Source organism: Cereibacter ovatus, assembly GCF_900207575.1.
Classification (GTDB): Bacteria; Pseudomonadota; Alphaproteobacteria; order Rhodobacterales; family Rhodobacteraceae; genus Cereibacter_A; species Cereibacter_A ovatus.
The window spans coordinates 1-20697 of the sequence record NZ_OAOQ01000012.1 but is presented as its reverse complement, the minus strand read 5'-3'; the positions used below and the strand labels follow the sequence as shown (position 1 = coordinate 20697).

At 65.8% G+C, this 20697-nt stretch carries 20 protein-coding genes and 1 tRNA gene; 9 read left to right on the top strand and 12 right to left on the bottom strand.

Annotated elements, in window-relative coordinates:
- Positions 1–90 precede the first annotated feature (90 nt).
- Genes CRO07_RS12490 through CRO07_RS12480 form a run of 3 tightly spaced genes read right to left on the bottom strand, consistent with a single transcriptional unit; the run spans position 91 to position 2696 of the window.
- The gene (locus CRO07_RS12490) at positions 91–489 is read right to left on the bottom strand and encodes a (deoxy)nucleoside triphosphate pyrophosphohydrolase (protein ID WP_097031024.1); all 399 of its coding nucleotides are present in this window, start codon (positions 487–489) and stop codon (positions 91–93) included.
- The gene (argJ, locus tag CRO07_RS12485) at positions 486–1820 is read right to left on the bottom strand and encodes a bifunctional glutamate N-acetyltransferase/amino-acid acetyltransferase ArgJ (protein ID WP_097031023.1); all 1335 of its coding nucleotides are present in this window, start codon (positions 1818–1820) and stop codon (positions 486–488) included. The genes CRO07_RS12490 and argJ overlap by 4 nt, the downstream gene beginning before the upstream one ends.
- Positions 1821–1841: 21 nt before the next feature.
- Positions 1842–2696 carry a peptidylprolyl isomerase gene (locus CRO07_RS12480; protein WP_097031022.1) on the bottom strand — a complete coding sequence of 285 codons (855 nt, stop codon included), beginning with the start codon at positions 2694–2696 and terminating at the stop codon, positions 1842–1844.
- Positions 2697–2895: 199 nt separating this feature from the next.
- On the opposite strand from CRO07_RS12480, the gene secA reads away from it, so the two are divergent.
- Positions 2896–5610 carry a preprotein translocase subunit SecA gene (secA, locus tag CRO07_RS12475; protein WP_097031021.1) on the top strand — a complete coding sequence of 905 codons (2715 nt, stop codon included), beginning with the start codon at positions 2896–2898 and terminating at the stop codon, positions 5608–5610.
- A gap of 574 nt (positions 5611–6184) precedes the next feature.
- On the opposite strand, the gene petC is transcribed toward secA, so the two are convergent.
- The 6 genes from petC to CRO07_RS12445 form a co-directional block, all read right to left on the bottom strand.
- Positions 6185–7039: a cytochrome c1 gene (gene petC / locus CRO07_RS12470; RefSeq protein WP_097031020.1), complete on the bottom strand. Its 855-nt coding sequence runs from the start codon at positions 7037–7039 to the stop codon at positions 6185–6187.
- A gap of 16 nt (positions 7040–7055) precedes the next feature.
- Positions 7056–8393 (bottom strand): cytochrome b, encoded by a 1338-nt coding sequence (gene petB, locus CRO07_RS12465; RefSeq protein ID WP_097031019.1) that lies wholly within the window; start codon positions 8391–8393, stop codon positions 7056–7058.
- A gap of 11 nt (positions 8394–8404) precedes the next feature.
- Positions 8405–8968 (bottom strand): ubiquinol-cytochrome c reductase iron-sulfur subunit, encoded by a 564-nt coding sequence (petA, locus tag CRO07_RS12460; protein ID WP_097031018.1) that lies wholly within the window; start codon positions 8966–8968, stop codon positions 8405–8407.
- A gap of 188 nt (positions 8969–9156) precedes the next feature.
- Entirely contained in the window at positions 9157–9747 is a 591-nt protein-coding gene (locus CRO07_RS12455) for a glutathione S-transferase (RefSeq protein ID WP_097031017.1), read from the bottom strand.
- 162 nt (positions 9748–9909) lie between these two features.
- Positions 9910–10035 (bottom strand): type B 50S ribosomal protein L36, encoded by a 126-nt coding sequence (gene ykgO / locus CRO07_RS12450; protein WP_002722020.1) that lies wholly within the window; start codon positions 10033–10035, stop codon positions 9910–9912.
- 70 nt (positions 10036–10105) lie between these two features.
- Positions 10106–10180 (bottom strand) — tRNA-Val (locus CRO07_RS12445).
- Positions 10181–10332: 152 nt separating this feature from the next.
- On the opposite strand from CRO07_RS12445, the gene CRO07_RS12440 reads away from it, so the two are divergent.
- Positions 10333–11193: an N-formylglutamate amidohydrolase gene (locus CRO07_RS12440; protein WP_097031016.1), complete on the top strand. Its 861-nt coding sequence runs from the start codon at positions 10333–10335 to the stop codon at positions 11191–11193.
- On the opposite strand, the gene CRO07_RS12435 is transcribed toward CRO07_RS12440, so the two are convergent.
- Entirely contained in the window at positions 11194–12447 is a 1254-nt protein-coding gene (locus tag CRO07_RS12435; protein WP_097031015.1) for a DNA polymerase IV, read from the bottom strand.
- 125 nt (positions 12448–12572) lie between these two features.
- Here CRO07_RS12435 and CRO07_RS12430 point away from each other — a divergent pair, with 125 nt between their 5' ends.
- From CRO07_RS12430 to CRO07_RS12420, 3 genes are all read left to right on the top strand, one after another.
- Positions 12573–13454 (top strand): SPFH domain-containing protein, encoded by an 882-nt coding sequence (locus CRO07_RS12430; RefSeq protein WP_097031014.1) that lies wholly within the window; start codon positions 12573–12575, stop codon positions 13452–13454.
- Positions 13451–13720 carry an NfeD family protein gene (locus tag CRO07_RS12425; RefSeq protein WP_097031013.1) on the top strand — a complete coding sequence of 90 codons (270 nt, stop codon included), beginning with the start codon at positions 13451–13453 and terminating at the stop codon, positions 13718–13720. The genes CRO07_RS12430 and CRO07_RS12425 overlap by 4 nt, the downstream gene beginning before the upstream one ends.
- 100 nt (positions 13721–13820) lie before the next feature.
- Positions 13821–14198, top strand: coding sequence for a flagellar basal body-associated FliL family protein (locus CRO07_RS12420; RefSeq protein ID WP_097031012.1), 378 nt, complete (start codon positions 13821–13823; stop codon positions 14196–14198).
- Between the two features lie 4 nt (positions 14199–14202).
- Here CRO07_RS12420 and pyrF read toward each other — a convergent pair whose 3' ends face one another.
- Entirely contained in the window at positions 14203–14901 is a 699-nt protein-coding gene (pyrF, locus tag CRO07_RS12415) for an orotidine-5'-phosphate decarboxylase (protein ID WP_097031011.1), read from the bottom strand.
- Positions 14902–15064: 163 nt separating this feature from the next.
- Here pyrF and CRO07_RS12410 point away from each other — a divergent pair, with 163 nt between their 5' ends.
- The 4 genes from CRO07_RS12410 (at position 15065) to msrQ (ending at position 20356) form a co-directional block, all read left to right on the top strand.
- On the top strand, positions 15065–15982 hold the full coding sequence (locus CRO07_RS12410) for an ROK family protein (protein WP_097031010.1): 918 nt from the start codon (positions 15065–15067) through the stop codon (positions 15980–15982).
- 139 nt (positions 15983–16121) lie between these two features.
- Positions 16122–18734, top strand: a complete 2613-nt coding sequence (gene clpB, locus CRO07_RS12405; RefSeq protein WP_097031009.1) for an ATP-dependent chaperone ClpB — start codon at positions 16122–16124, stop codon at positions 18732–18734.
- Between the two features lie 122 nt (positions 18735–18856).
- On the top strand, positions 18857–19747 hold the full coding sequence (gene msrP / locus CRO07_RS12400) for a protein-methionine-sulfoxide reductase catalytic subunit MsrP (RefSeq protein ID WP_097031008.1): 891 nt from the start codon (positions 18857–18859) through the stop codon (positions 19745–19747).
- Positions 19748–20356 carry a protein-methionine-sulfoxide reductase heme-binding subunit MsrQ gene (gene msrQ, locus CRO07_RS12395; protein WP_097031007.1) on the top strand — a complete coding sequence of 203 codons (609 nt, stop codon included), beginning with the start codon at positions 19748–19750 and terminating at the stop codon, positions 20354–20356.
- A gap of 36 nt (positions 20357–20392) precedes the next feature.
- Here msrQ and CRO07_RS18930 read toward each other — a convergent pair.
- Positions 20393–20697: hypothetical protein (locus tag CRO07_RS18930; RefSeq protein ID WP_204840014.1), on the bottom strand; the 305-nt coding region annotated here is incomplete at its 5' end.

Sequence of the window (20697 nt, the reverse complement as noted above, 5' to 3'; positions counted from 1 at the left end):
CTCGATACGGAAACACTCACGATCTTGGTCGTAGAGCCTAAATGAGGTGCGGCATATGAACGAATGATACCCGTTTGCCACAGTGTGGGGCTAAAGCCAGTCGCGCAGAACGGGAATCAGCGGCAGGTCGGCGGGGGGCATCGGGTAATCGCGCAGCGCCTGCGGGCGGACCCAGGCAAGGCGCTGCCCCTCGCGCGGCTGGGCGATCCCCTCCCACCGCCGACAGGCGAACAGCGGCATCAGCAGGTGAAAATCATCATAGCTGTGGCTGGCGAAGGTCAGCGGGGCAAGGCAGCTTGCCTTGGTGTCGATCCCCAGTTCCTCTTTCAACTCGCGGATCAGCGCGGCTTCGGGCGTTTCGCCGGCTTCGACCTTGCCGCCCGGAAACTCCCACAACCCGGCCAGAGACTTGCCTTCCGGGCGCTGCGCCAGCAGCACCCGGCCGTCGCCGTCGATCAGGGCGACGGCGGAAACCAGAACGACCCTCACGAGCGGTAGTCGGCGTTGATGTCGATGTAGCGATGCGTCAGATCGCAGGTCCAGACCGTGCGCGTGCCCGCGCCAAGCCCCAGATCGACAGCGATCACCAGTTCCGACCGCTTCATGTAGGCGGCGCCGTCCTCTTCGCGATAGTCGGGGCTGCGCCAGCCGTTCGCCGCCACAAGGATGTCACCGAACCGGATCGACAGCCGGTCGCGATCGGCCGCTGCGCCGGACTTGCCCACCGCCATGACGATGCGGCCCCAGTTCGGATCTTCCCCGGCGATGGCGGTCTTGACCAGCGGCGAATTGGCGATGGCCATGGCAACCTTGTGGGCATCCTCGACGGTGGCGGCGCCGGTCACGCGGACCTCGACGAACTTCGTCGCGCCTTCGCCGTCGCGCACAACCTGCTGTGCCAGATCCAGCATCACCCGGGCCAGTGCCGCCTCGAACTCGCGCCCGGGTTTTGTGCGGCCGTTCAGTTCCGCGGCCGGGCTGGTCCCCGTCGCCGCCAGCAACAGCGCGTCCGAGGTTGACGTGTCGCTGTCCACGGTGATCGCGTTGAACGTGGCCTCGACCTGCCGCGACAGCATCTTTTGCAAGAGCGGCTGGGCGATCTTTGCGTCGGTGAAGATATAGACCAGCATCGTTGCCATGTCGGGCGCGATCATCCCCGATCCCTTGGCGATCCCGGCGATGCGGATCTCGCCGCCGTCGCCTTGCACCACGGCGGACGCCCCCTTGGGGAAGGTGTCGGTGGTCATCATGGCGCGGGCGGCCATTTCGATGGCGTCTTCGGCAAGGCCGGCCACAAGGTCGGGGATCTTCGCGGTGATGCGGTCATGGGGCAGCGGCTCGCCGATCACCCCGGTCGAGGATGAGAACACCCGGTCGCTTGGCAGCCCCAGCGCCTCGGCCACGCCGCCGGTGACGGCGGTCACGGCCTCAACCCCGACCGCGCCGGTAAAGGCATTGGAATTGCCAGAGTTCACGATGATCGCGGCGCCGGCCTCGGACGGTTTGCCGATCTTCGCCTGACAGTCGAGAACGCAGGCCGCCCGGGTGGACGAGCGCGTGAACACCCCCGCCATCGTTGTGCCGGGCGCAAGGCGGATCAGCATCACATCCTTGCGGTTCCGGTAGCGCACGCCGGCCTCGGCCGCGGCAAATTCCACCCCGCCGATCACCGGCAGGGCGGGGAAGGCTTCGGGCGCCAGCGGCGAGACCATCTTGGCCGGTGTCACCGCGGCCTCGGGCGCGGCCTTCGCTTGTGCCTTCAGCTTGGCCACCTTTTTCTTCAGCGCCTTTGCCTCGGCTTTCCAGTCGGTCTTGCCCATGCCCGTGCCCCCGGTTGCTGCTCAGTTGAGCAGTTCTTCCTTCCGAAGCACGGCCGGGTCAATCCCCTCGCCGGGGCGTGTGACCGTCGCCTTGGCCGTCACGGCCTCGATATGGGAGTTGACGGCCTCTTGTTCGATCTGCGAGGCCAACTCGTCGCGCATCTCGTCAAGGGTGGGGGCGTCGGCGATCCGGGTCTCGTTCAGCTTCACCAGATGCCAGCCGAACTGGGTCTGAAGCGGGCCGGCAACCTCGCCGGGCTTCATCGCCACAACCGCATCCTCGAACGGCTTAACCATCATGCCCAGACCGAACCACCCCAAAGAGCCGCCATTGGCCGCCGCCCCGTCCGAGGAATGTTCCTGCGCCAGTTGCGCGAAATCGGCGCCGCCGTCGATCTCGGCCTTCAGCCCTTTCGCCTTTTCCTCGGTTTCCACAAGGATATGCGAGGCGTTGTATTCGGTCTGCGGCGCCGCGTCGGCAAAGCGGGCGTCATAGGCGGCCTGAAGCGCCTCGTCGGTCACCGCCGCTTCGACCACCTTGCGCAGCGCGACCGCCGACAGGAAGCCGCGGCGTTCGTTCTCCAGCGACAGCAGGTCGCGCTTGGTGACAGAGCCTTCGATGGCCTGCGACAAAGCGGCCTGCTGCACCAGCTGTTCCAGAATGCCCTTGAACAGCGCGTCGTCGGGCAGGCCCTGATACTGTTCCGGCAGACCGGCGCGCAGGGCGATCATGTGGCCCAGCGTGATATTCTGGCCGTTCACCGTGGCCACGACCGTATCGGCGGTGGGATCTGCCGCCCGGACCGGCGCGGCCAGCGCCACGGCGCAGATCGCCGCAAGGGATGCGCCGCGCCAGAACTTTGCAATCTTCGCCATTCTCACCTTCTCCTGAACGGGCGCGCGGTCGCGCGACGTTGACTTGACACCGGCATCCCCTTACATCGCTCAGGTCGCGTGAGCCGGGGCCGGGCTTTCCGTCCTTCTAGGGGATGGCGGGGATGCGGGGCAAGGCTCGTGCGTCACACGATCATGTCAAGATCACTTGGCTTGTCAGGAACGACCAGGCGGAGAAAACATGCTGGGTCTCGGAACTCTCGCGCGCAAAGTCTTCGGAACGCCCAACGACCGCAAGGTAAAGTCCGTCAGGCCGCTTGTTGCGCGCATCAACGCGCTTGAAGAAGAATTTCAGGCCCTGACCGATCAGGGCATCAAGGACAAGACCGCCGAGTTCCAGCGCCGGGTGCAGGACGGCGGCGAAAGCCTTGACGATCTGCTGCCCGAAGCCTTTGCCAACTGCCGCGAAGCCGCGCGCCGCGCGCTTGGCCTGCGCGCCTTCGATGTGCAGCTGAAAGGCGGGATCTTCCTGCATCAGGGCAACATCGCCGAAATGAAGACTGGCGAGGGCAAGACCCTTGTCGCCACCTTTCCGGCCTATCTGAATGCGCTGGCGGGCAAGGGGGTTCATGTCGTCACCGTGAACGACTATCTGGCCAAGCGCGACGCGGAATGGATGGGCAAGGTCTATGGCGCGCTGGGGCTGACCACCGGCGTGGTCTATCCCTATCAGCCGGAAGAGGAAAAGAAGGCCGCCTACAAGGCCGACATCACCTATTCGACGAATAACGAACTTGGTTTCGACTATTTGCGCGACAACATGAAATCCTCGAAAGAGGAGATGAAGCAGCGCGACCATTTCTTTGCCATCGTGGACGAGGTTGACTCGATCCTCATCGACGAGGCGCGGACGCCTCTGATCATCTCGGGGCCCAGTCAGGACCGCAGCGACCTTTACCAGACGGTTGACAAGCTGATCCCGGAACTGACCGAAGACCACTTCAAGCTGGACGAAAAGTCGCGCAACGTCACCTTTACCGAAGACGGCAACGAATTCATCGAGCGCCGCCTGCAAGAGGTGGGCCTGCTGCCCGAGGGCCAGTCGCTTTACGATCCCGAAAGCACGACCATCGTTCACCATGTGAACCAGGGCCTTCGCGCGCACCGGCTGTTCACCCGCGACCAGCAGTATATCGTCCGCGATGACGAGATCATGCTGATCGACGAATTCACCGGGCGGATGATGCGCGGCCGGCGCCTGTCCGATGGTCTGCATCAGGCGATCGAGGCGAAAGAGGGTGTCACGATCCAGCCCGAAAACGTGACCCTCGCCTCGGTCACGTTCCAGAACTATTTCCGGCTTTACGAAAAGCTGGCCGGTATGACCGGCACCGCGGCCACCGAGGCCGAGGAATTCATGCAGATCTACGGTCTTGGCGTGGTCGAGGTGCCGACGAACCGCCCCGTCGCCCGGATCGACGAACACGATGCCGTCTATCGCACCGCGCGAGAAAAGCACGAAGGCATCGTGGCCGCGATCAAGGAAGCCCACGACCGCGGCCAGCCGATCCTTGTCGGCACCACCTCGATCGACAAATCCGAGACGCTTTCGGAACTTCTGAAGGCGGTGGGTATTCCGCACAATGTCCTGAACGCGCGGCAGCACGAACAGGAAGCGCAGATCGTGGCCGATGCCGGCAAGCTGGGCGCGGTGACCATCGCCACCAACATGGCCGGCCGCGGCACCGATATCCAGTTGGGCGGCAACGTCGAGATGAAGGTGATGCAGGCGCTGGCCGCCGACCCGACCGCGCATCCCGACGAGATCCGCGCCCGGATCGAGGCCGAACACGCCGAGGAAAAGCGTCAGGTGATCGAGGCCGGCGGCCTGTTCGTGCTTGGCACCGAACGCCACGAATCCCGCCGGATCGACAACCAGTTGCGCGGCCGCTCGGGCCGTCAGGGCGACCCGGGACGCTCGTCGTTCTTCCTCAGCCTTGAAGACGACCTGATGCGGATCTTCGGCTCTGACCGGCTGGACAAGGTGTTGTCGACCCTTGGCATGAAGGAAGGCGAGGCGATCATCCACCCGTGGGTGAACAAGTCGCTGGAAAAGGCGCAGGCCAAGGTCGAAGGCCGCAACTTTGACATCCGCAAGCAGTTGCTGAAGTTCGACGATGTGATGAACGACCAGCGCAAGGCGATCTTCAGTCAGCGGCTTGAGATCATGGAAGCCGAAGACCTGTCCGAGATCGCGCAGGACATGCGCTATCAGGTGATCGACGATCTGATCGATCAGTTCATGCCGCCGCGCAGCTATGCCGACCAGTGGGATATCGTGGGCATGTCGGCCGCGGTGCTGGACAAGCTTGGTCTGGACGCGCCGCTGGCGAAATGGGCGCAAGAAGAAGGCGTCGATCAGGACATCATTCGCGACCGGCTGTGTGAATCCTCGGATGCGATGATGGTCGAAAAGACCCGTGCCTTCGGCCCCGAGACCATGCGCTCGATCGAGAAGCAGCTTCTGCTTCAGACCATCGACGCCAAGTGGCGCGAGCATCTGTTGCGGCTGGAACATCTGCGCTCGGTCGTGGGCTTCCGCGGCTATGCTCAGCGCGATCCGCTGTCGGAATACAAGACCGAAGCCTTCGCCTTGTTCGAATCGCTGCTGAATTCGCTACGGCAGGATGTGACGCAGAAGCTGGTGCAGGTCCGCCCGCTGACCGAGGACGAGCAGCAGGCGATGATGCGGCAGTTCCTTGACCAGCAGCGCGACGCGCCCGCTGCCGTGCCCCAGCCCACGTCCCAGCCGCAGGTGGCGGCGGCTGCGCCCGTTCTTGCTGCCGCCGGTTTCGACGAATCAGAGCCGGCAAGCTGGGGCAACCCCTCGCGGAACGATCCCTGTCCCTGCGGTTCGGGCGAGAAGTTCAAGCACTGCCACGGCCGGCTTGAGTGACAAAAACAAGGCCTGACGAGAGATCGTCAGGCCTTTTGCTTTGCTGGCGGTGGTCCTTGATCCTTTCCCGCAACGATGACGGGGTGCGCAGTTCCCCGTGATCGCCGCGCCGGAACCGCAATCGGCTCGATCCGGGCGGGATCGTTTGATCGCCCCGGACCGTTATGATCCGCCCCTTGCGCTGCAAGGGGGGCAGCCGCCCGCACCCGTCAGCGCCGCTTCACAGCCGGGGTGCGCGCACAGCCCGGACGGATGCCAACTGGGGGGGGCGATAGCGTCTTGTGGTGCGCGTGCTGCGCCGCCCTGGGAAGGGCGGCCCGGGGGGCCTGTCAAGGCTGTGCCGCGCGGGGGGCTGGTCTACACGCTTGCTCTGGATGCGGGCGGCGACCGCCGCGCGGGGGCGCGCAGGTGGTCCCATGGCGATCAGTTGCCACGCGCGATTGGACGCGCGATGTGCCGGGGCGATCGATCTGCCGGGCGACGGTTCGGCACCATGCCGATACGGAAAAGGCCCGCTTCGTTGTCGAAGCGGGCCTTTCGTCATGTCACGCCATCCTAGATGGATGTGGCCGGATCAGGCCTTCTTCTTGTCGCCCTTGACGCTGGCCCAGACCCGCTTGTTGGTCAGGTACAGCAGCACCGACAGCACGGTCAGGAACACGACGGCGGTAAAGCCGGCCTGCTTGCGCGCCATCATCTTCGGCTCGGCCGCCCACATCATGAAGGCAGCGACGTCCTCGGCCATCTGGGGAACGGTGGCCACGGTGCCGTCGGCATATTCCACCAGTTCATCCATCAGCGGAGGCGGCATCGCGATCCAGCTTCCGGCGATCTTCGACTTGCCCGAGGCGTCCTTGCAGCTGTCAGGGATACCGCCGTTCGGGAAGGCCTCGTTGTAGTAGAAACCGTCCGGTTCGTTGCCTTCGGCGCAGGCCGGCACCTCATCCGGGAAGCCGGTCAGGATCGAGTACATGTACTCGGCCCCGCCCATCCCGTTGAACAGCTGGCTGAGGCCGGTGCCCATCGGGCCGTGGAAGCCGGCACGCGCCTTCGCCATCAGGCTCAGGTCGGGGGCGTTCTCAAGCTGCGAGACCGGGAAGTGGTCGGTCGGCTTGCCTTCACGATCCTCGCCGGTTTCTTCGTCCACCACGGTGAACTGGGTCGCATAGGCGCGCACCTGATCCGGCGGCAGCTCGGGGCCACCCTTGTCCGACAGCGAGCGGATCGGGACATATTTCATCCCGTGGCAGGCTGAACAGACCTCGGTGTAGACCTGAAGGCCACGCTGAAGCTGATGCTGATCGAAGGTGCCGAACGGACCCTCGAACGAGAAGTCGACGTCATGGACGTGGGCGCCGCCGGCCGCCAGGGCCGCCCCGCCCGAAAGGGCAAGGGCGGTGGCCGCGGAGAGGGTGAATGTGCGGATCATCTGGATGTCCTTTCCCTTACTCGGCCACGACCGTTTTCGTGCCGCCGGAGGTAGGCGAGTAGTGGGCGTTGAAGTCTTCCTCAATGGTCGCCGGGGCAGGCAGCGGCTTCTCGATCGCGCCAAGCACGGGCAGGATGACGAGGAAGTAAGCGAACCAGTAGGTCGAGGCGATCAGCGAGATCCAGTCATACGGGAACTCGGTCTGCTGCGCGCCCACCCAGGTCAGGATCAGGAAGTCGGCCACGAGCAGCCAGAAGTAGATCTGGAACTTCGGGCGGTAGCGGCCCGACCGCACCGGCGAGGTGTCCAGCCACGGCGCCAGCGCCATGACCGCGATCGCGCCGAACATTGCCAGCACGCCGAAGAACTTGGCGTCGACGATGCCGAAGGTCACGAACTGAACGATCTGCACCACCCAGACGTCGGCGGTGAAGGCACGCAGGATCGCGTAGAACGGCAGGAAGTACCATTCCGGAACGATGTGCGCAGGCGTCGAAAGCGGGTTCGCCTCGATGTAGTTGTCGGGGTGGCCGAGGTAGTTCGGCATGAAGCCGACGATGGCGAAGAACACCAGCATCACGACGGCCAGCGCGAACAGGTCCTTCATCACGAAGTAGGGCCAGAACGGCAGCGAGTCCTTCTGCGCTTCGGCTTTCGACGTGCGGCGGACTTCGACGCCGGTCGGGTTGTTGTTCCCGGTCGAGTGGAAGGCCCAGATGTGCAGCGCAACAAGCGCGGCGATCACGAAGGGCAGCAGATAGTGCAGCGAGAAGAAGCGGTTGAGCGTGGCGTTGTCCACCGCCGGGCCGCCGAGCAGCCAGGTCTGGATGGTCTGGCCGATGCCCGGGATCGCGCCGAACAGGCCGGTGATCACGGTGGCGCCCCAGAACGACATCTGACCCCACGGCAGCACATAGCCCATGAAGGCTGTGGCCATCATCGCAAGGTAGATCAGCATCCCGATGATCCAGGTGATCTCGCGCGGGGCCTTGTAGCTGCCGTAGTAGAGGCCGCGGAAGATGTGCAGGTAGACCGCGATGAAGAACAGCGAGGCGCCGTTGGCATGCAGGTAGCGCAGCATGTGGCCGCCGTTCACGTTGCGCATGATGTGCTCAAGCGAGGCGAAGGCCAGGTCGACATGCGGGGTGTAGTGCATCGCCAGAACGATGCCGGTGACGATCTGCAGGACAAGGCAGAAAATCAGCACGATGCCCCAGATCCACATCCAGTTCAGGTTCTTGGGCGTGGGGATCATGATGGTGTCGTAAAGCAGCCCGACGATGGGCAGCCGGCGGTGGAGCCACTGCTCGGCGCCTGTCCTGGGCTCGTAATGGTCGTGGGGGATTCCGGACATGCTGCTGTTCCTTACCCGAGCTGGAGAGTGGTTTCGTCGATGAACTTGGCGACGGGGATCGGCAGGTTCTCAGGGGCGGGGCCTTTGCGGATCCGGCCGGCACTGTCGTAGTGCGAGCCGTGGCAGGGGCAGAACCAGCCGCCGAAGTCGCCCGACACGCCACCGATCGGCACGCAGCCGAGGTGGGTGCAGACGCCCCACATCACCAGCCACTCACCCGCCTCGTCGAGGGTGCGGTTCGCGTCGGATGCGTCGGCGGTCGCGTCGATGTTGGCGTTGCGGGCATTGGTGTCCACCAGTTCGCCCAGCTGGACCGAGCGGCCAAGCGCGATGTCGGCTTCGGTCCGGCGACGGATGAAGATCGGTTTGCCGAGGAACTTCACCGTAAGTTGCACGCCCGGTTCGACCGAGCTGACGTCCACGAAGATCGAGGAGAGCGCCTGCACATCGGCCGAGGGGTTCATCTGATTGACCAGGGGCCAGACGGCGGCCCCGGTGGCCACCGCCCCGGCACCTGCCGTGGCGTAATACAGGAAATCCCTCCGGGTGCCTGCGTGGTCTTCTGCGTTGGACACGAGAACTTCTCCCTTCCTCGGGCCGCATGCAGGCCCACAAGATGATGGGGCCGCGCCCAAGCGCAGCCTTGCCTCGCGGTTTCTAGTCGCAGATGGCCCTTTCGTCCAGCGGACAAACGCGCGCACTGGGCCGCGAAAGTTGAGTATTTCGAGGGCTTCCAGACTGCTTTCGGCCGGGTTCGTGCTTGTCAGACGGGCACTGTGGCGACCATGGCGGGGCGGGCGGAAAACGTCCTCTCCCATGCCGCGAGTGCGGGCCTGCCGGCGCGCCAGTCGCGCGACTCGTGCCGGAAATCCAGGTAGGGCAGCGCGCAGCCGATCGCGATCTGGCCAATGTCGAGCGGGCCGGAGAGGTGGCTGATCCAGCGCGACTCGACCGCATCCAGCGCGCGGGCGATCTTGGCCCACTGACCTTCGACCCACGGAACAGAGCGTAGATTCTCGGGCCGGGTGCGCGTCTCGTAGACCATCAGCACCGCGGCTTCCAGAATCCCGTCGGCCGTCGCCTCAAGCGTCAGGGCATCCCACAGCCGTGGCTCCTCGGGGTAAAGCCCGGCCCCCGTCAGCGAATCGAGATAGCGGCAGATCACCCGGCTGTCGTAAAGCGCAGGCCCGTCGGGGCGTTCCAGCACCGGGATCTTGCCCAGCGGCAGGCTGCCCGGATCGACCGGAGTGCCGCCGACCGCAAGTCGGTCCACCCGATCCGCCAGCCCGGTTTCATGCAGCACGACCATGACCTTGCGGACGAAGGGCGAGGTGGACGAGATGTAAAGGCGCATGGGCCGGATCTCCTGACGGATGGCGGCGACGGGCGGTTGCCGTGCCGGGCGGGCGGTCAGGGTAGGGCGCCGCGGTGGCGCTGGCAACGGCCGCGCCACGGAATGGAAAAGGCCGCCTCGGGCGATCCCGGGCGGCCTTGTCTGTCCCACGAGCGGGCGCGCTTAGCCCTGACGGGCCTTGTAGCGCTTCTGCGTCTTGTTGATCACATAGACGCGGCCCTTGCGGCGCACGACCTGACAGTCGCGGTGGCGCAGCTTGAGCGAGCGGAGCGAGTTCGCAACCTTCATCTCTCTTCTCCCTTTCGCGGCGCGCGTGCGCCTTGAAAAAACGATGCCCCCGAAGCCGGGGGCGGTGAAATGGTGGGCGGTACTGGGATCGAACCAGTGACCACTACGATGTCAACGTAGTGCTCTACCGCTGAGCTAACCGCCCACTGTGACAGGGTTCCGACCGCCGCCGACCCGAAGGCCATGGCGCGGTTCGTTCCGCGTCGGTGGGGGCTCTATAAATAGAGTCGGCGGGCTGTTCAAGGGGTTTCGACACGCCGGAAAATGAAGCACAGTCGGGCGGGTGAAGGGAGACCCATGACATCGGACGCCTATACGCTGACCCGCCCGCAGCGGCGTGACACTTCGGTGATCTTCTCCTCGCCTCACAGCGGGCGGGATTATCCGTCGTCTCTGTTGGGGCGAACGATTCTTGATGAACGCATGATGCGGTCGTCGGAAGACGCCTTCGTGGACGAGCTTTTCGCCTCGGCCCCTGCTGCCGGGGCGCCCCTTCTGGCCGCGCGGGTGCCGCGGGCCTATGTCGACATGAACCGCGCCGCGGACGAGCTTGACCCCGCGCTGATCGAGGGCGTCTCTCGTGCGGCGCACAATCCGCGGATCAGTTCCGGGCTGGGGGTGATTCCCCGCGTCGTCGCCAACGGGCGGGCGATCTACCGGGGCAAGATGTCGCTGCACGAGGCCGAAGGCCGGATCGCGCGCTACTGGACCCCCTATCACCATGCGCTGCGCGACCTGATCGAGGAAAGCATGCGGCTGTTCGGGCAAGCGGTTCTGGTCGACTGCCATTCGATGCCGCATGAGGCGATCGAAACCCACGCCCGTCCGGGCCAGCCCACGCCCGAGGTGGTTCTGGGCGACCGATTCGGTGCCGCGGCGGGGCGGGCAGTGGTCGACCGGATCGAGACGGCCTTTGTCGATGCCGGTCTGCGGGTCGTGCGCAACGCCCCCTTCGCGGGCGCCTATATCGCGCAGGCTTATGGCCGCCCCCTGCGCAATCAGCATGTGGTGCAGATCGAGGTCGACCGCTCGCTTTACATGAACGAGGCCCGGATCGAGCGCAGCGCCGGCTTTGCCGCCTTTGCGGCGCTGATGTCCGGCGTGGTGGCCGAAATCGCCGGCATCGGGCGCCGGGCCTTGCCGCTTGCGGCCGAGTGATCAGCGCAACGACCGGCCCTTGATGATCGCATCCCGCCCGAACCGGGCGCGGATCGCATCGGTCGCACGTTCCGCCGCCATCCGCCGCGCCGCCCCCGGGTCCAGCAGATCCTGTGTCAGATCGGCCGCCCCCGCCGGCGCCAGATCCGCCAGGCCCACACCGATCAGCCGGAACGGCCCCCGCGCGCCTGCGGCGTCGAACAGCGCACGGGCCTCGCGGTAAAGCCGGTCGGCCGATTGTGTCGGCTCGGCCAGCGCATGACGGCGGGTGATCTGCGCGAAATCCGCCCGTTTCAGCTTCAACGTCACCGTTCGCCCGGCAAGGCCCCTGGCCTTCGATCGGTCCGACACCTGTTCGGCCAGCCGCCACAGATGGCCGTCAAGAATATCGGGATCGGCGGTATCGTCATGGAATGTCGTCTCTTTCGAGATCGACTTCACCGTGTGATCGCGCTGGACGGGCCGGGCATCCTCGCCGCGGGCCAGATGCCACAGCCGCTCGCCGGTCTGGCCAAAGCGGGCCACCAGATCCTGCCGGTCCCAGCGCAACAGATCGGCAATGGTGCGGATGCCGGCCCGTTCCAGCGCGCCTTGGGTTGCGGAGCCGACGCCCCAGATGATGCGAGCCGGCTTGTCGCGCAGGAAATCCGCCGTCTCGGCCCGCCCGATCACCGAAAACCCCCGCGGCTTGTCGAGATCCGAGGCGATCTTGGCCAGAAACTTGTTGTGCGACAACCCGACCGAGCCGCTGATCCCCAGTTCTGTCTCCATCCGGCGCAGCAGCCGCGCCAGCATCACCGCGGGCGGGGCGCCATGCAGGCGCGCGGTGCCCGACAGGTCCAGAAACGCCTCGTCCAGCGACAGCGGCTCGATCGCGGGGGTCATCGCCTCCATCATCGCGCGCACCTGCCGCGAGACGGCGGCATAAACTTCCATCCGCGGCCTCACCACCACGGCCTCGGGGCACAGTTTCAGCGCCTGAAACATCGGCATCGCCGAACGCACGCCAAAGATGCGCGCGATATAGCAGCAGGTCGATACCACGCCCCGCGTGCCGCCGCCGACGATCACCGGCCGGTCGCGGATCGAGGGATCGTCGCGTTTCTCGACGCTGGCGTAAAAGGCGTCGCAATCCATATGCGCGATGGACAGCGCGAACAGGTCCGGGTGGGCCGCCACGCGCGGCGAACGGCAGACAGGGCAGCGGTGGCCGCCGTCGAACATGGCAAGGCAGTCTTTGCACAGCGCGGGCATGGCGCGATCATAGCCGCTGCCGGGGCGGTCGGGTAGCCGTCAGGCATTTCTTCAGGATTTGCCGCCATTCTTGCGCCGCGCCGGCCTTCGCGGCATCAAGGGCGGACAAGAGCAAGGGGAAAGACATGGAGCCTACGGATTTCATCGGCGGCAATGCCGTCCTGCTGGCGCTGGCGGCCTTTCTGATCCTGTGCATCTTTCTTGGCGTGCGGATCGTGCCGCAGTCCGAGAAACATGTGGTGGAACGGTTCGGCCGCCTGCGTGCGGTTCTGGGGCCGGGGATCAACTTCGTCGTGCCCTTCCTTGACGTGGTGGCGCACAGGATTTCGATCCTTGAACGGCAGCTGCCCAACGCGATGCAGGACGCGATCACCGCCGACAACGTGTTGGTAAAGGTGGAAACCAGCGTGTTCTACCGCATCACCGAACCGGAAAAGACCGTCTACCGGATTCGCGATGTCGATGCCGCCATTGCCACAACCGTCGCCGGCATCGTCCGAAGCGAGATCGGCAAGCTGGAACTGGATCAGGTGCAGTCGAACCGTGCCGATCTGATTGCCAAGGTGCGCGAGCAGGTCGCCGCGATGGTGGACGACTGGGGGATCGAGGTGACGCGGGCCGAGGTGCTGGATGTCAACCTTGACGATGCCACCCGTGCGGCGATGCTTCAGCAGTTGAACGCCGAGCGCGCCCGCCGGGCACTGGTGACCGAGGCCGAGGGCCGCAAGCGCGCGGTGGAACTGAACGCCGACGCCGAGCTTTACGCTGCCGAGCAAGAGGCGAAGGCCCGCCGCGTGCTGGCCGATGCCGAGGCCTATGCCACCGGCGTCATTTCCGGGGCGATCCGGGACAACGGGCTTGAAGCGGCGCAGTATCAGGTGGCGCTGAAACAGGTCGAGGCGCTGACCGCGGTCGGCAAGGGCGAGGGCAAGCAGGTGATTCTGGTTCCGGCGGCAGCGATGGACGCCTTTGGCGACGCCTTCCGCATGTTGAAGGGCAAGCCATGATCTGGACCGTCTGGTGGGTGTGGATCGTCGCGGGCCTGCTGATCGGCATGGCCGAACTGGTGCTGCCCGGCTTTCTGTTCCTCGGATTCGCGGTGGGCAGCGTGACCACCGGCGTGTTGCTCTGGCTGGGGATCAAGGCGGGGTTGCCGGCGCTTCTGGTGATCTTTGCGCTGGTGTCGCTGGGGGCGTGGGTCGCGATGCGGAAGGTCTTCGGGCTTCCGGGTGGCTCGGTGAAGATCTGGAACCGGGACATCAACGACAACTGACATGCCCGGGTCTGGCGGCATTCCGCCGCCCGGCCGTGGAGGGTGAGGAACCCGGCGGATCGGACTTCGTTCCCTTGGCAACAAGAGGAAGGAGGATCTGATGTCAGATTATCGACGCGACCCGGGGCCGACCCCGCCGCCCCGGACCCTTGCTGACCGGACCGTGGCGACCAAACGCGGATCAAATACGATGTGGTATGTCATTGGCGCCATTGCGGTCGTGGCGCTGGTGCTGTGGTTCGTCTTTGGCGGATCAGCGGTGGATGACGATGCCGCCATCCAGACGGCACCTTCGGCAACCGAAAGCACCGCACCCCCCGAGTCCGCCCCGACGGCTGCGCCCGACACCGTCACGCCCCCCGCCGTGATGGACCCCGCCCCCGGAACCGCAATCCCGGACACCGTGACAGATCCGAGGGCCGGAACCTCAACCCCGGACGCGACTGCGCCCGACGCTCTGCCGTCGCCGGCCGACTGACGCTTCAGCCGCGGGCCGCAAGCTCTGCCTGAATGGCAAGCGCCGCGGCCCGCGGATCGGCGGCCTGCCAGATCGGCCGGCCCACCACGATATGATCCGCGCCGCTTCCGATCGCCTGCGCGGGCGTGGCCACCCGCTTCTGGTCGCCATGCGCCGCGCCTGCGGGGCGGACGCCGGGTGTCACGATCAGCCGGCCCGCCGCCTGCGGCAGTGCCCGGATCGCGGCCGCCTCTTGCGGGCTGGCGATCACGCCGTCGGCGCCCGCCTCCAGCGCGCGGGCCGCACGCTCCAGCGTGATTTCGGCCACGTCTCCGGCCCGGATCAGGTTTGCATCCAGATCCGCCCGGTCAAGCGAGGTCAGAACTGTCACCGCAAGCACCTTCAGCCCGCTGCCGGCCCGCCCTTCGGCCGCGGCGCGCACCACCTGCGGATCGCCGTGAACGGTCAGAAAGTCGATCTCGAACCGCGAAAAGCCGCGCACCGCCGCCTCGATGGTGGCGCCGATGTCGAACAGCTTCATGTCCAGGAAAATTCGCTTGCCGTGCTCTTGCTTCAGCTCGTTCGCAAGGGCAAGGCCGCCGCCCGTCAGCATCCCCAGCCCGATCTTGTAGAACGAGACCGAGTCGCCCAGCCGCTGCGCAAGATCCAGCCCCTGCACGACATTGGGCACATCAAGTGCCACGATCAGGCGGTCGTCGGCCATGGGTTCCTCCTTTGCGCGATTGCGCGGGTGATGGGTCTCGGGCGCGCGCGCGAGGTGAGGGACAAGCCGTCCTCGTTTGCGCGGTCGGGCGGGTGATGAGGCGGGGCAGGGCCGCTGTCAAGCCGGGGATTCCGCGCGCGGCCCTTGGCTGCTATCAGGGGGTATGCTTGTCGCCTTCGATATCGGCGGATCGCGCATCCGCGCCGCTTGCGCCCCGGCCCCCGGCCGGCTGACGCCTTGCGGCGAAGCGCCGATGCCCGTGACGTTTCCAGACTTCGCCACCGCCGTGGCTGGCCTGCTGCCGAAAGCGGCAAGCGCGGTCGCGATCTCGATTGCCGGCGTGGTGGACCCGGCCGACGGCCGCCTTGTCGCGGCCAACCTGCCGGCGGTGAACGGGCGCGCGGTGGGCGCGGATCTGCGTCAGGTGCTGGGCCTGCCGGTCTGGATCGGCAACGACGCCGATTGTTTCACGCTGGCCGAGGCGCTGGAAGGCGTCGGCCGCGGCCATCGCAATGTCTTTGGCGTCATTCTGGGCAGTGGTGTCGGCGGCGGGTTGGTGATCGACGGCCGACTTGTCGCCGGTGCGGGCGGCTTTGCGGGCGAGTGGGGGCATGGGCCGGTGCTGGATCAGCGGCCCCTTGGGCGGGATGTGCCGCATTTCGCCTGCGGCTGCGGTCAGCGCGGCTGTATCGACACGGTCGGCGGCGCGCGGGGGATCGAACGGTTGCACCGGCATCTGTCCGGGCGCACGGCGACAAGCCTGCAGATCCTGGCCGGATGGCATGAGGGTGAGCCTGCGGCCCGTGAAACGGTCGAGGTCTGGCTTGACCTGCTTGCCGGGCCGTTGGCGATGGTGCTGAATGTGGTGGGCGCCTCGGTCGTGCCGGTGGGAGGGGGGCTCGCCAATGACCATGCGCTGGTCGCCGCGCTGGATCTGGCGGTGCGCCGGCGTGTGCTGCGGCCTGCGCCCGCGGCCTTGCTGCTGCCCGCCGCGCAGGCCAAGCCGGGACTGGCCAAGCCGGGATTGGCCGAGCCGGGATTGGCCGGGGCGGCGCTGGCGGGCTGGCAGGCGTTCGGCTGACACGCCACGACAGCGGGGCTTGAGCGACTCGGCATCCTTGAATTTCATCGCAGGCGCGACCACCTGAATGGCAAGACCCGGGAAGGGCCGTGCCGACAGTCGGGCGGGATCGCCGGGGGCTTTGTGAGAGGAGTGACCGATGAACCTGGAAAAGTTCACGGAGCGGTCGCGCGGGTTTCTTCAGGCCGCGCAGACCATCGCGATGCGGGAAAGCCACCAGCGGCTGGCGCCCGAACATCTGCTGAAAGCGGTGATGGATGACGATCAGGGGCTGGCCTCGAATCTGATCCGCCGCGCGGGGGGCGAGCCCTCGCGCGTGGCCGAAGCGGTCGAGCTGACCATCGCCAAGCTGCCGAAGGTCACGGGCGACGCCCAGCCCTTCATGGACCCCGGTCTGGTCCGCGTGCTGGACGAGGCCGAAAAGCTGGCGAAGAAGGCCGGCGACAGCTTTGTTCCGGTGGAGCGTATCCTGATGGCGCTGGCCATGGTCGCATCCAAGGCCAAGGACGCGCTGGATGCCGGTGCGGTCACGGCGCAGAAGTTGAACGCGGCGATCAACGACATCCGCAAGGGCCGGACCGCCGACACCGCCTCGGCCGAGGAAGGCTATGACGCGCTGAAGAAATACGCCCGCGATCTGACGCAGGCGGCGCGCGACGGCAAGATCGACCCGATCATCGGCCGCGATGACGAGATCCGCCGCTCGATGCAGATCCTGTCGCGGCGGACCAAGAACAACCCGGTGCTGATCGGTGAGCCCGGCGTCGGCAAGACCGCGATTGCGGAAGGCTTGGCGCTGCGCATCGTGAACGGCGACGTGCCGGAAAGCCTGAAGAACAAGCGGCTGCTGTCGCTCGACATGGGCGCGCTGATCGCGGGTGCCAAGTATCGCGGCGAGTTCGAGGAACGCCTGAAGGCGGTGCTGAACGAGGTGACCTCGGCCGCGGGCGAGATCATCCTGTTCATCGACGAGATGCACACGCTGGTCGGCGCGGGCAAATCCGAAGGCGCCATGGATGCCGCGAACCTGATCAAGCCGGCGCTGGCGCGGGGTGAACTGCATTGCGTGGGCGCCACGACGCTGGACGAATACCGCAAGCATGTCGAGAAGGATGCGGCGCTGGCGCGGAGGTTCCAGCCGCTGATGGTCAGCGAGCCGACGGTCGAGGACACGATCTCGATTCTGCGCGGCATCAAGGAAAAGTATGAACTCCACCACGGGGTGAAGATCGCGGATGCCGCGCTGGTGGCGGCGGCGACGCTGTCGCATCGCTACATCACCGACCGCTTCCTGCCCGACAAGGCCATCGACCTTGTGGACGAGGCCGCCAGCCGCCTGCGGATGGAGGTTGATTCGAAACCCGAGGAACTGGACGCGCTGGATCGCCAGATCCTTCAGGCGCAGATCGAATCCGAGGCGCTTCGGCGCGAGGATGACGCGGCCTCGAAGGATCGGCTGGCCAAGCTGGAAAAGGACTTGGCCGAGATGACCCAGCGCGCGGCCGAAATGACCGCGAAATGGCAGGCCGAGCGCGACAAGCTGGAAGTGGCGCGCGACCTGAAGGAACAACTCGACCGTGCCCGGGCGGAACTGGATCAGGTCAAGCGCGAGGGGAACCTTGCCCGCGCGGGGGAACTTTCCTACGGCGTCATCCCCCAGCTTGAAAAGAAGCTGGAAGAGTCCGAGTCCCGCGAAGGCGACATGCTGGTATCGGAAGCGGTCCGCCCCGAGCAGATCGCCGAGGTGGTGGAACGCTGGACCGGCATCCCGACTTCAAAGATGCTGGAGGGCGAGCGCGAGAAACTGCTGAAGATGGAAGAGGAACTTGGCCGCCGGGTGATCGGCCAGCGCCCGGCACTGACGGCGGTCGCCAATGCCGTGCGCCGGGCGCGGGCCGGGCTGAACGACGAGCGGCGTCCGCTGGGCAGCTTCCTGTTCCTTGGGCCGACCGGCGTCGGCAAGACCGAACTGACCAAGGCGGTGGCCGAATATCTCTTTGACGACGATCAGGCGATGGTGCGCATCGACATGTCGGAATTCATGGAGAAACACTCGGTTGCCCGCCTGATCGGGGCGCCTCCGGGCTATGTCGGCTATGACGAGGGCGGCGTGCTGACCGAGGCCGTGCGGCGCCGGCCCTATCAGGTCGTGCTGTTCGACGAGGTGGAAAAGGCCCACCCCGAGGTGTTCAACGTGCTGCTTCAGGTTCTCGATGACGGCGTGCTGACCGATGGTCAGGGCCGGACGGTCGATTTCAAGCAGACGCTGATCATTCTGACATCGAACCTTGGCGCCTATGCCCTCAGCCAGTTGCCGGAAGGCGCGGACCCGGCCCCGGCGCGGGCGGCGGTGATGGAAGCGGTGCGCGGTCACTTCCGCCCCGAGTTCCTGAACCGTCTGGACGAGATGGTGATCTTCGACCGCCTGTCGCGCGACGACATGGGTCATATCGTCGAGATCCAGCTTCGTCTGCTGGGCAAACGCCTTGCGACGCGCAAGGTCACGCTGGAACTGGACGCGGCGGCGAAGCAATGGCTGGCCGACGAGGGCTATGACCCGGTCTATGGCGCCCGCCCGCTGAAGCGGGTGATCCAGCGCCATCTGCAAGATCCGCTGGCCGAGATGATCCTGGCCGGCGACGTGATGGATGGTTCGACCGTGACGGTCGGCGCAGGCGTGGATGGGTTGATCATCGGCGACCGCATCTCGTCTTCGCGGCGCGAGAGGCCACAGGACGCGGTGGTGCACTAAGCCATGGGGCCCGCCCTTCCGGGGGCGGGCCTCTTGGTGCCCGGCTGTCCCGGGATCGTGATCGCCAGAGGCTTTGACTTGCGCCGCCCAAGGTGCACCTTTGCCGAAAGCCGGGGGATCGCATGAAACGCAAGCTTGGATGGTCGGATGTCACGCCCAGGGCCGACTGGCTGAACCGACGCCAGATCATCGCCGCGGCAGGGGCCATCGGTCTGGTCGGGCCGGTGTCTGCGGCGGGCTTCTCGACCGACGAGAAGCCGAACACGTTCGAGGAAATCTCGAACTACAACAACTTTTACGAATTTGGCACTGACAAGGCCGATCCCGCGCGTCATGCCCGCGGTCTGACCATCGATCCGTGGTCGGTCGAGATCGGCGGCCTTGTGGACCGGCCCGGCAGCTATCCGCTGGACGACATCCTGAAGGGCGTCGCGCTGGAAGAACGGATCTACCGCCTGCGCTGCGTCGAAGCCTGGTCGATGGTGGTGCCTTGGATCGGGTTCGAGTTGCGGACCCTGCTGGATCGCGTGGGCGTTCAGCCCGCAGCCCGATTCGTGGCCTTCGAGACCCTGATGCGCCCCGACGAGATGCCGGGCCAGCGGCAGGCGATCCTTGACTGGCCCTACCGCGAGGGGCTGCGGCTGGACGAGGCGCTGCACCCGCTGACGATTCTGGCCACCGGGCTTTATGACGACCCGCTGCCGAAGCAGAACGGCGCGCCGCTGCGTCTGGTCGTGCCATGGAAATATGGCTTCAAATCGATCAAAAGCATCGTGAAGATCCGTCTTGTCGATCAGATGCCGCAGACCAGCTGGAACATGGCCAATCCGCGCGAGTATGGCTTTTACAGCAATGTGAACCCGGCGGTGGATCATCCCCGCTGGAGTCAGGCCAGCGAACGGCGGATCGGTTCGGGGTTCTTCGCGCCGCGGATCGATACGCTGCCCTTCAACGGCTATGCCGATCAGGTCGCCTCGCTTTATGCCGGGCAGGATCTGGCGGTGGACTTCTGAATGATCGCGCAGCGCATCAACGGGGCGCTTCGGCCGGTGCCGACCGGGGCGCTGTATGCTCTGGGGTTGGTGCCGCTGGCTATCCTTGTGGCGCAGGCCGTGACCGGCGGGCTGGGGATCGATCCGGTGAAGGTGATCGAGCACCGACTGGGTGAGGTTGCGTTGCAGTTTCTGGTCGCGGGCCTTGCGATCACGCCGCTGCGGCGTTGGACGGGGGTGAATCTGATCCGGTTCCGGCGCGCGGTCGGCTTGCTGGCCTTCCTTTACGCCTGCCTGCATCTGGCGGTCTGGGTGACGCTGGATCTGCAATTCCGCTGGGCCGAGATCGGCGCCGACATCGCCAAGCGCCCCTATATCACGCTGGGCATGGCGGCCCTTGTCGCGATGAGTCCCTTGGCGCTGACCTCGAACACCCTTGCGATTCGCAGCCTTGGGGCGGCGGCGTGGGGCCGGCTGCACCGCCTGACCTACCTTGTGGCGCTGCTTGCAGCCCTGCATTTCCTGCTTCTGGTGAAGGCCTGGCCGGTCGAGCCGATGGTCTATCTGGGTTTGGTGCTGGCCCTGCTGGCCGTTCGGGCCATCGGAAGTCCCGCGCGGGCATCCCGGTAGATGGATCTACATTTTGTGTTTTATGTGTCGTGGTGGCTATATGTAGGAATTTTTGAACCGAGTGGAAAAAAATCGGGCCGCAGGTGCGTTTTCCTCTTGCGGGTTTTTTGTGTGTTCCCTAGATAGCGGCTCACCGAAGCGGAACGGCGACGGTTTTTGGGGTTGGGTTGCGGCGGTGCTGCGGTTTGGCTCTGGGATTTGGAGATGGATTGAGGCGGGATCGCTGGGAGACTGGCGAGCTTGTTTCTTTTTGTCTTCATTGCTCTTTGACATTGATGATGATGAAGGGATATGCGGGCGGTTTGGTCGTTTTCGACGGCGGACCTGATGCATATCGGCTC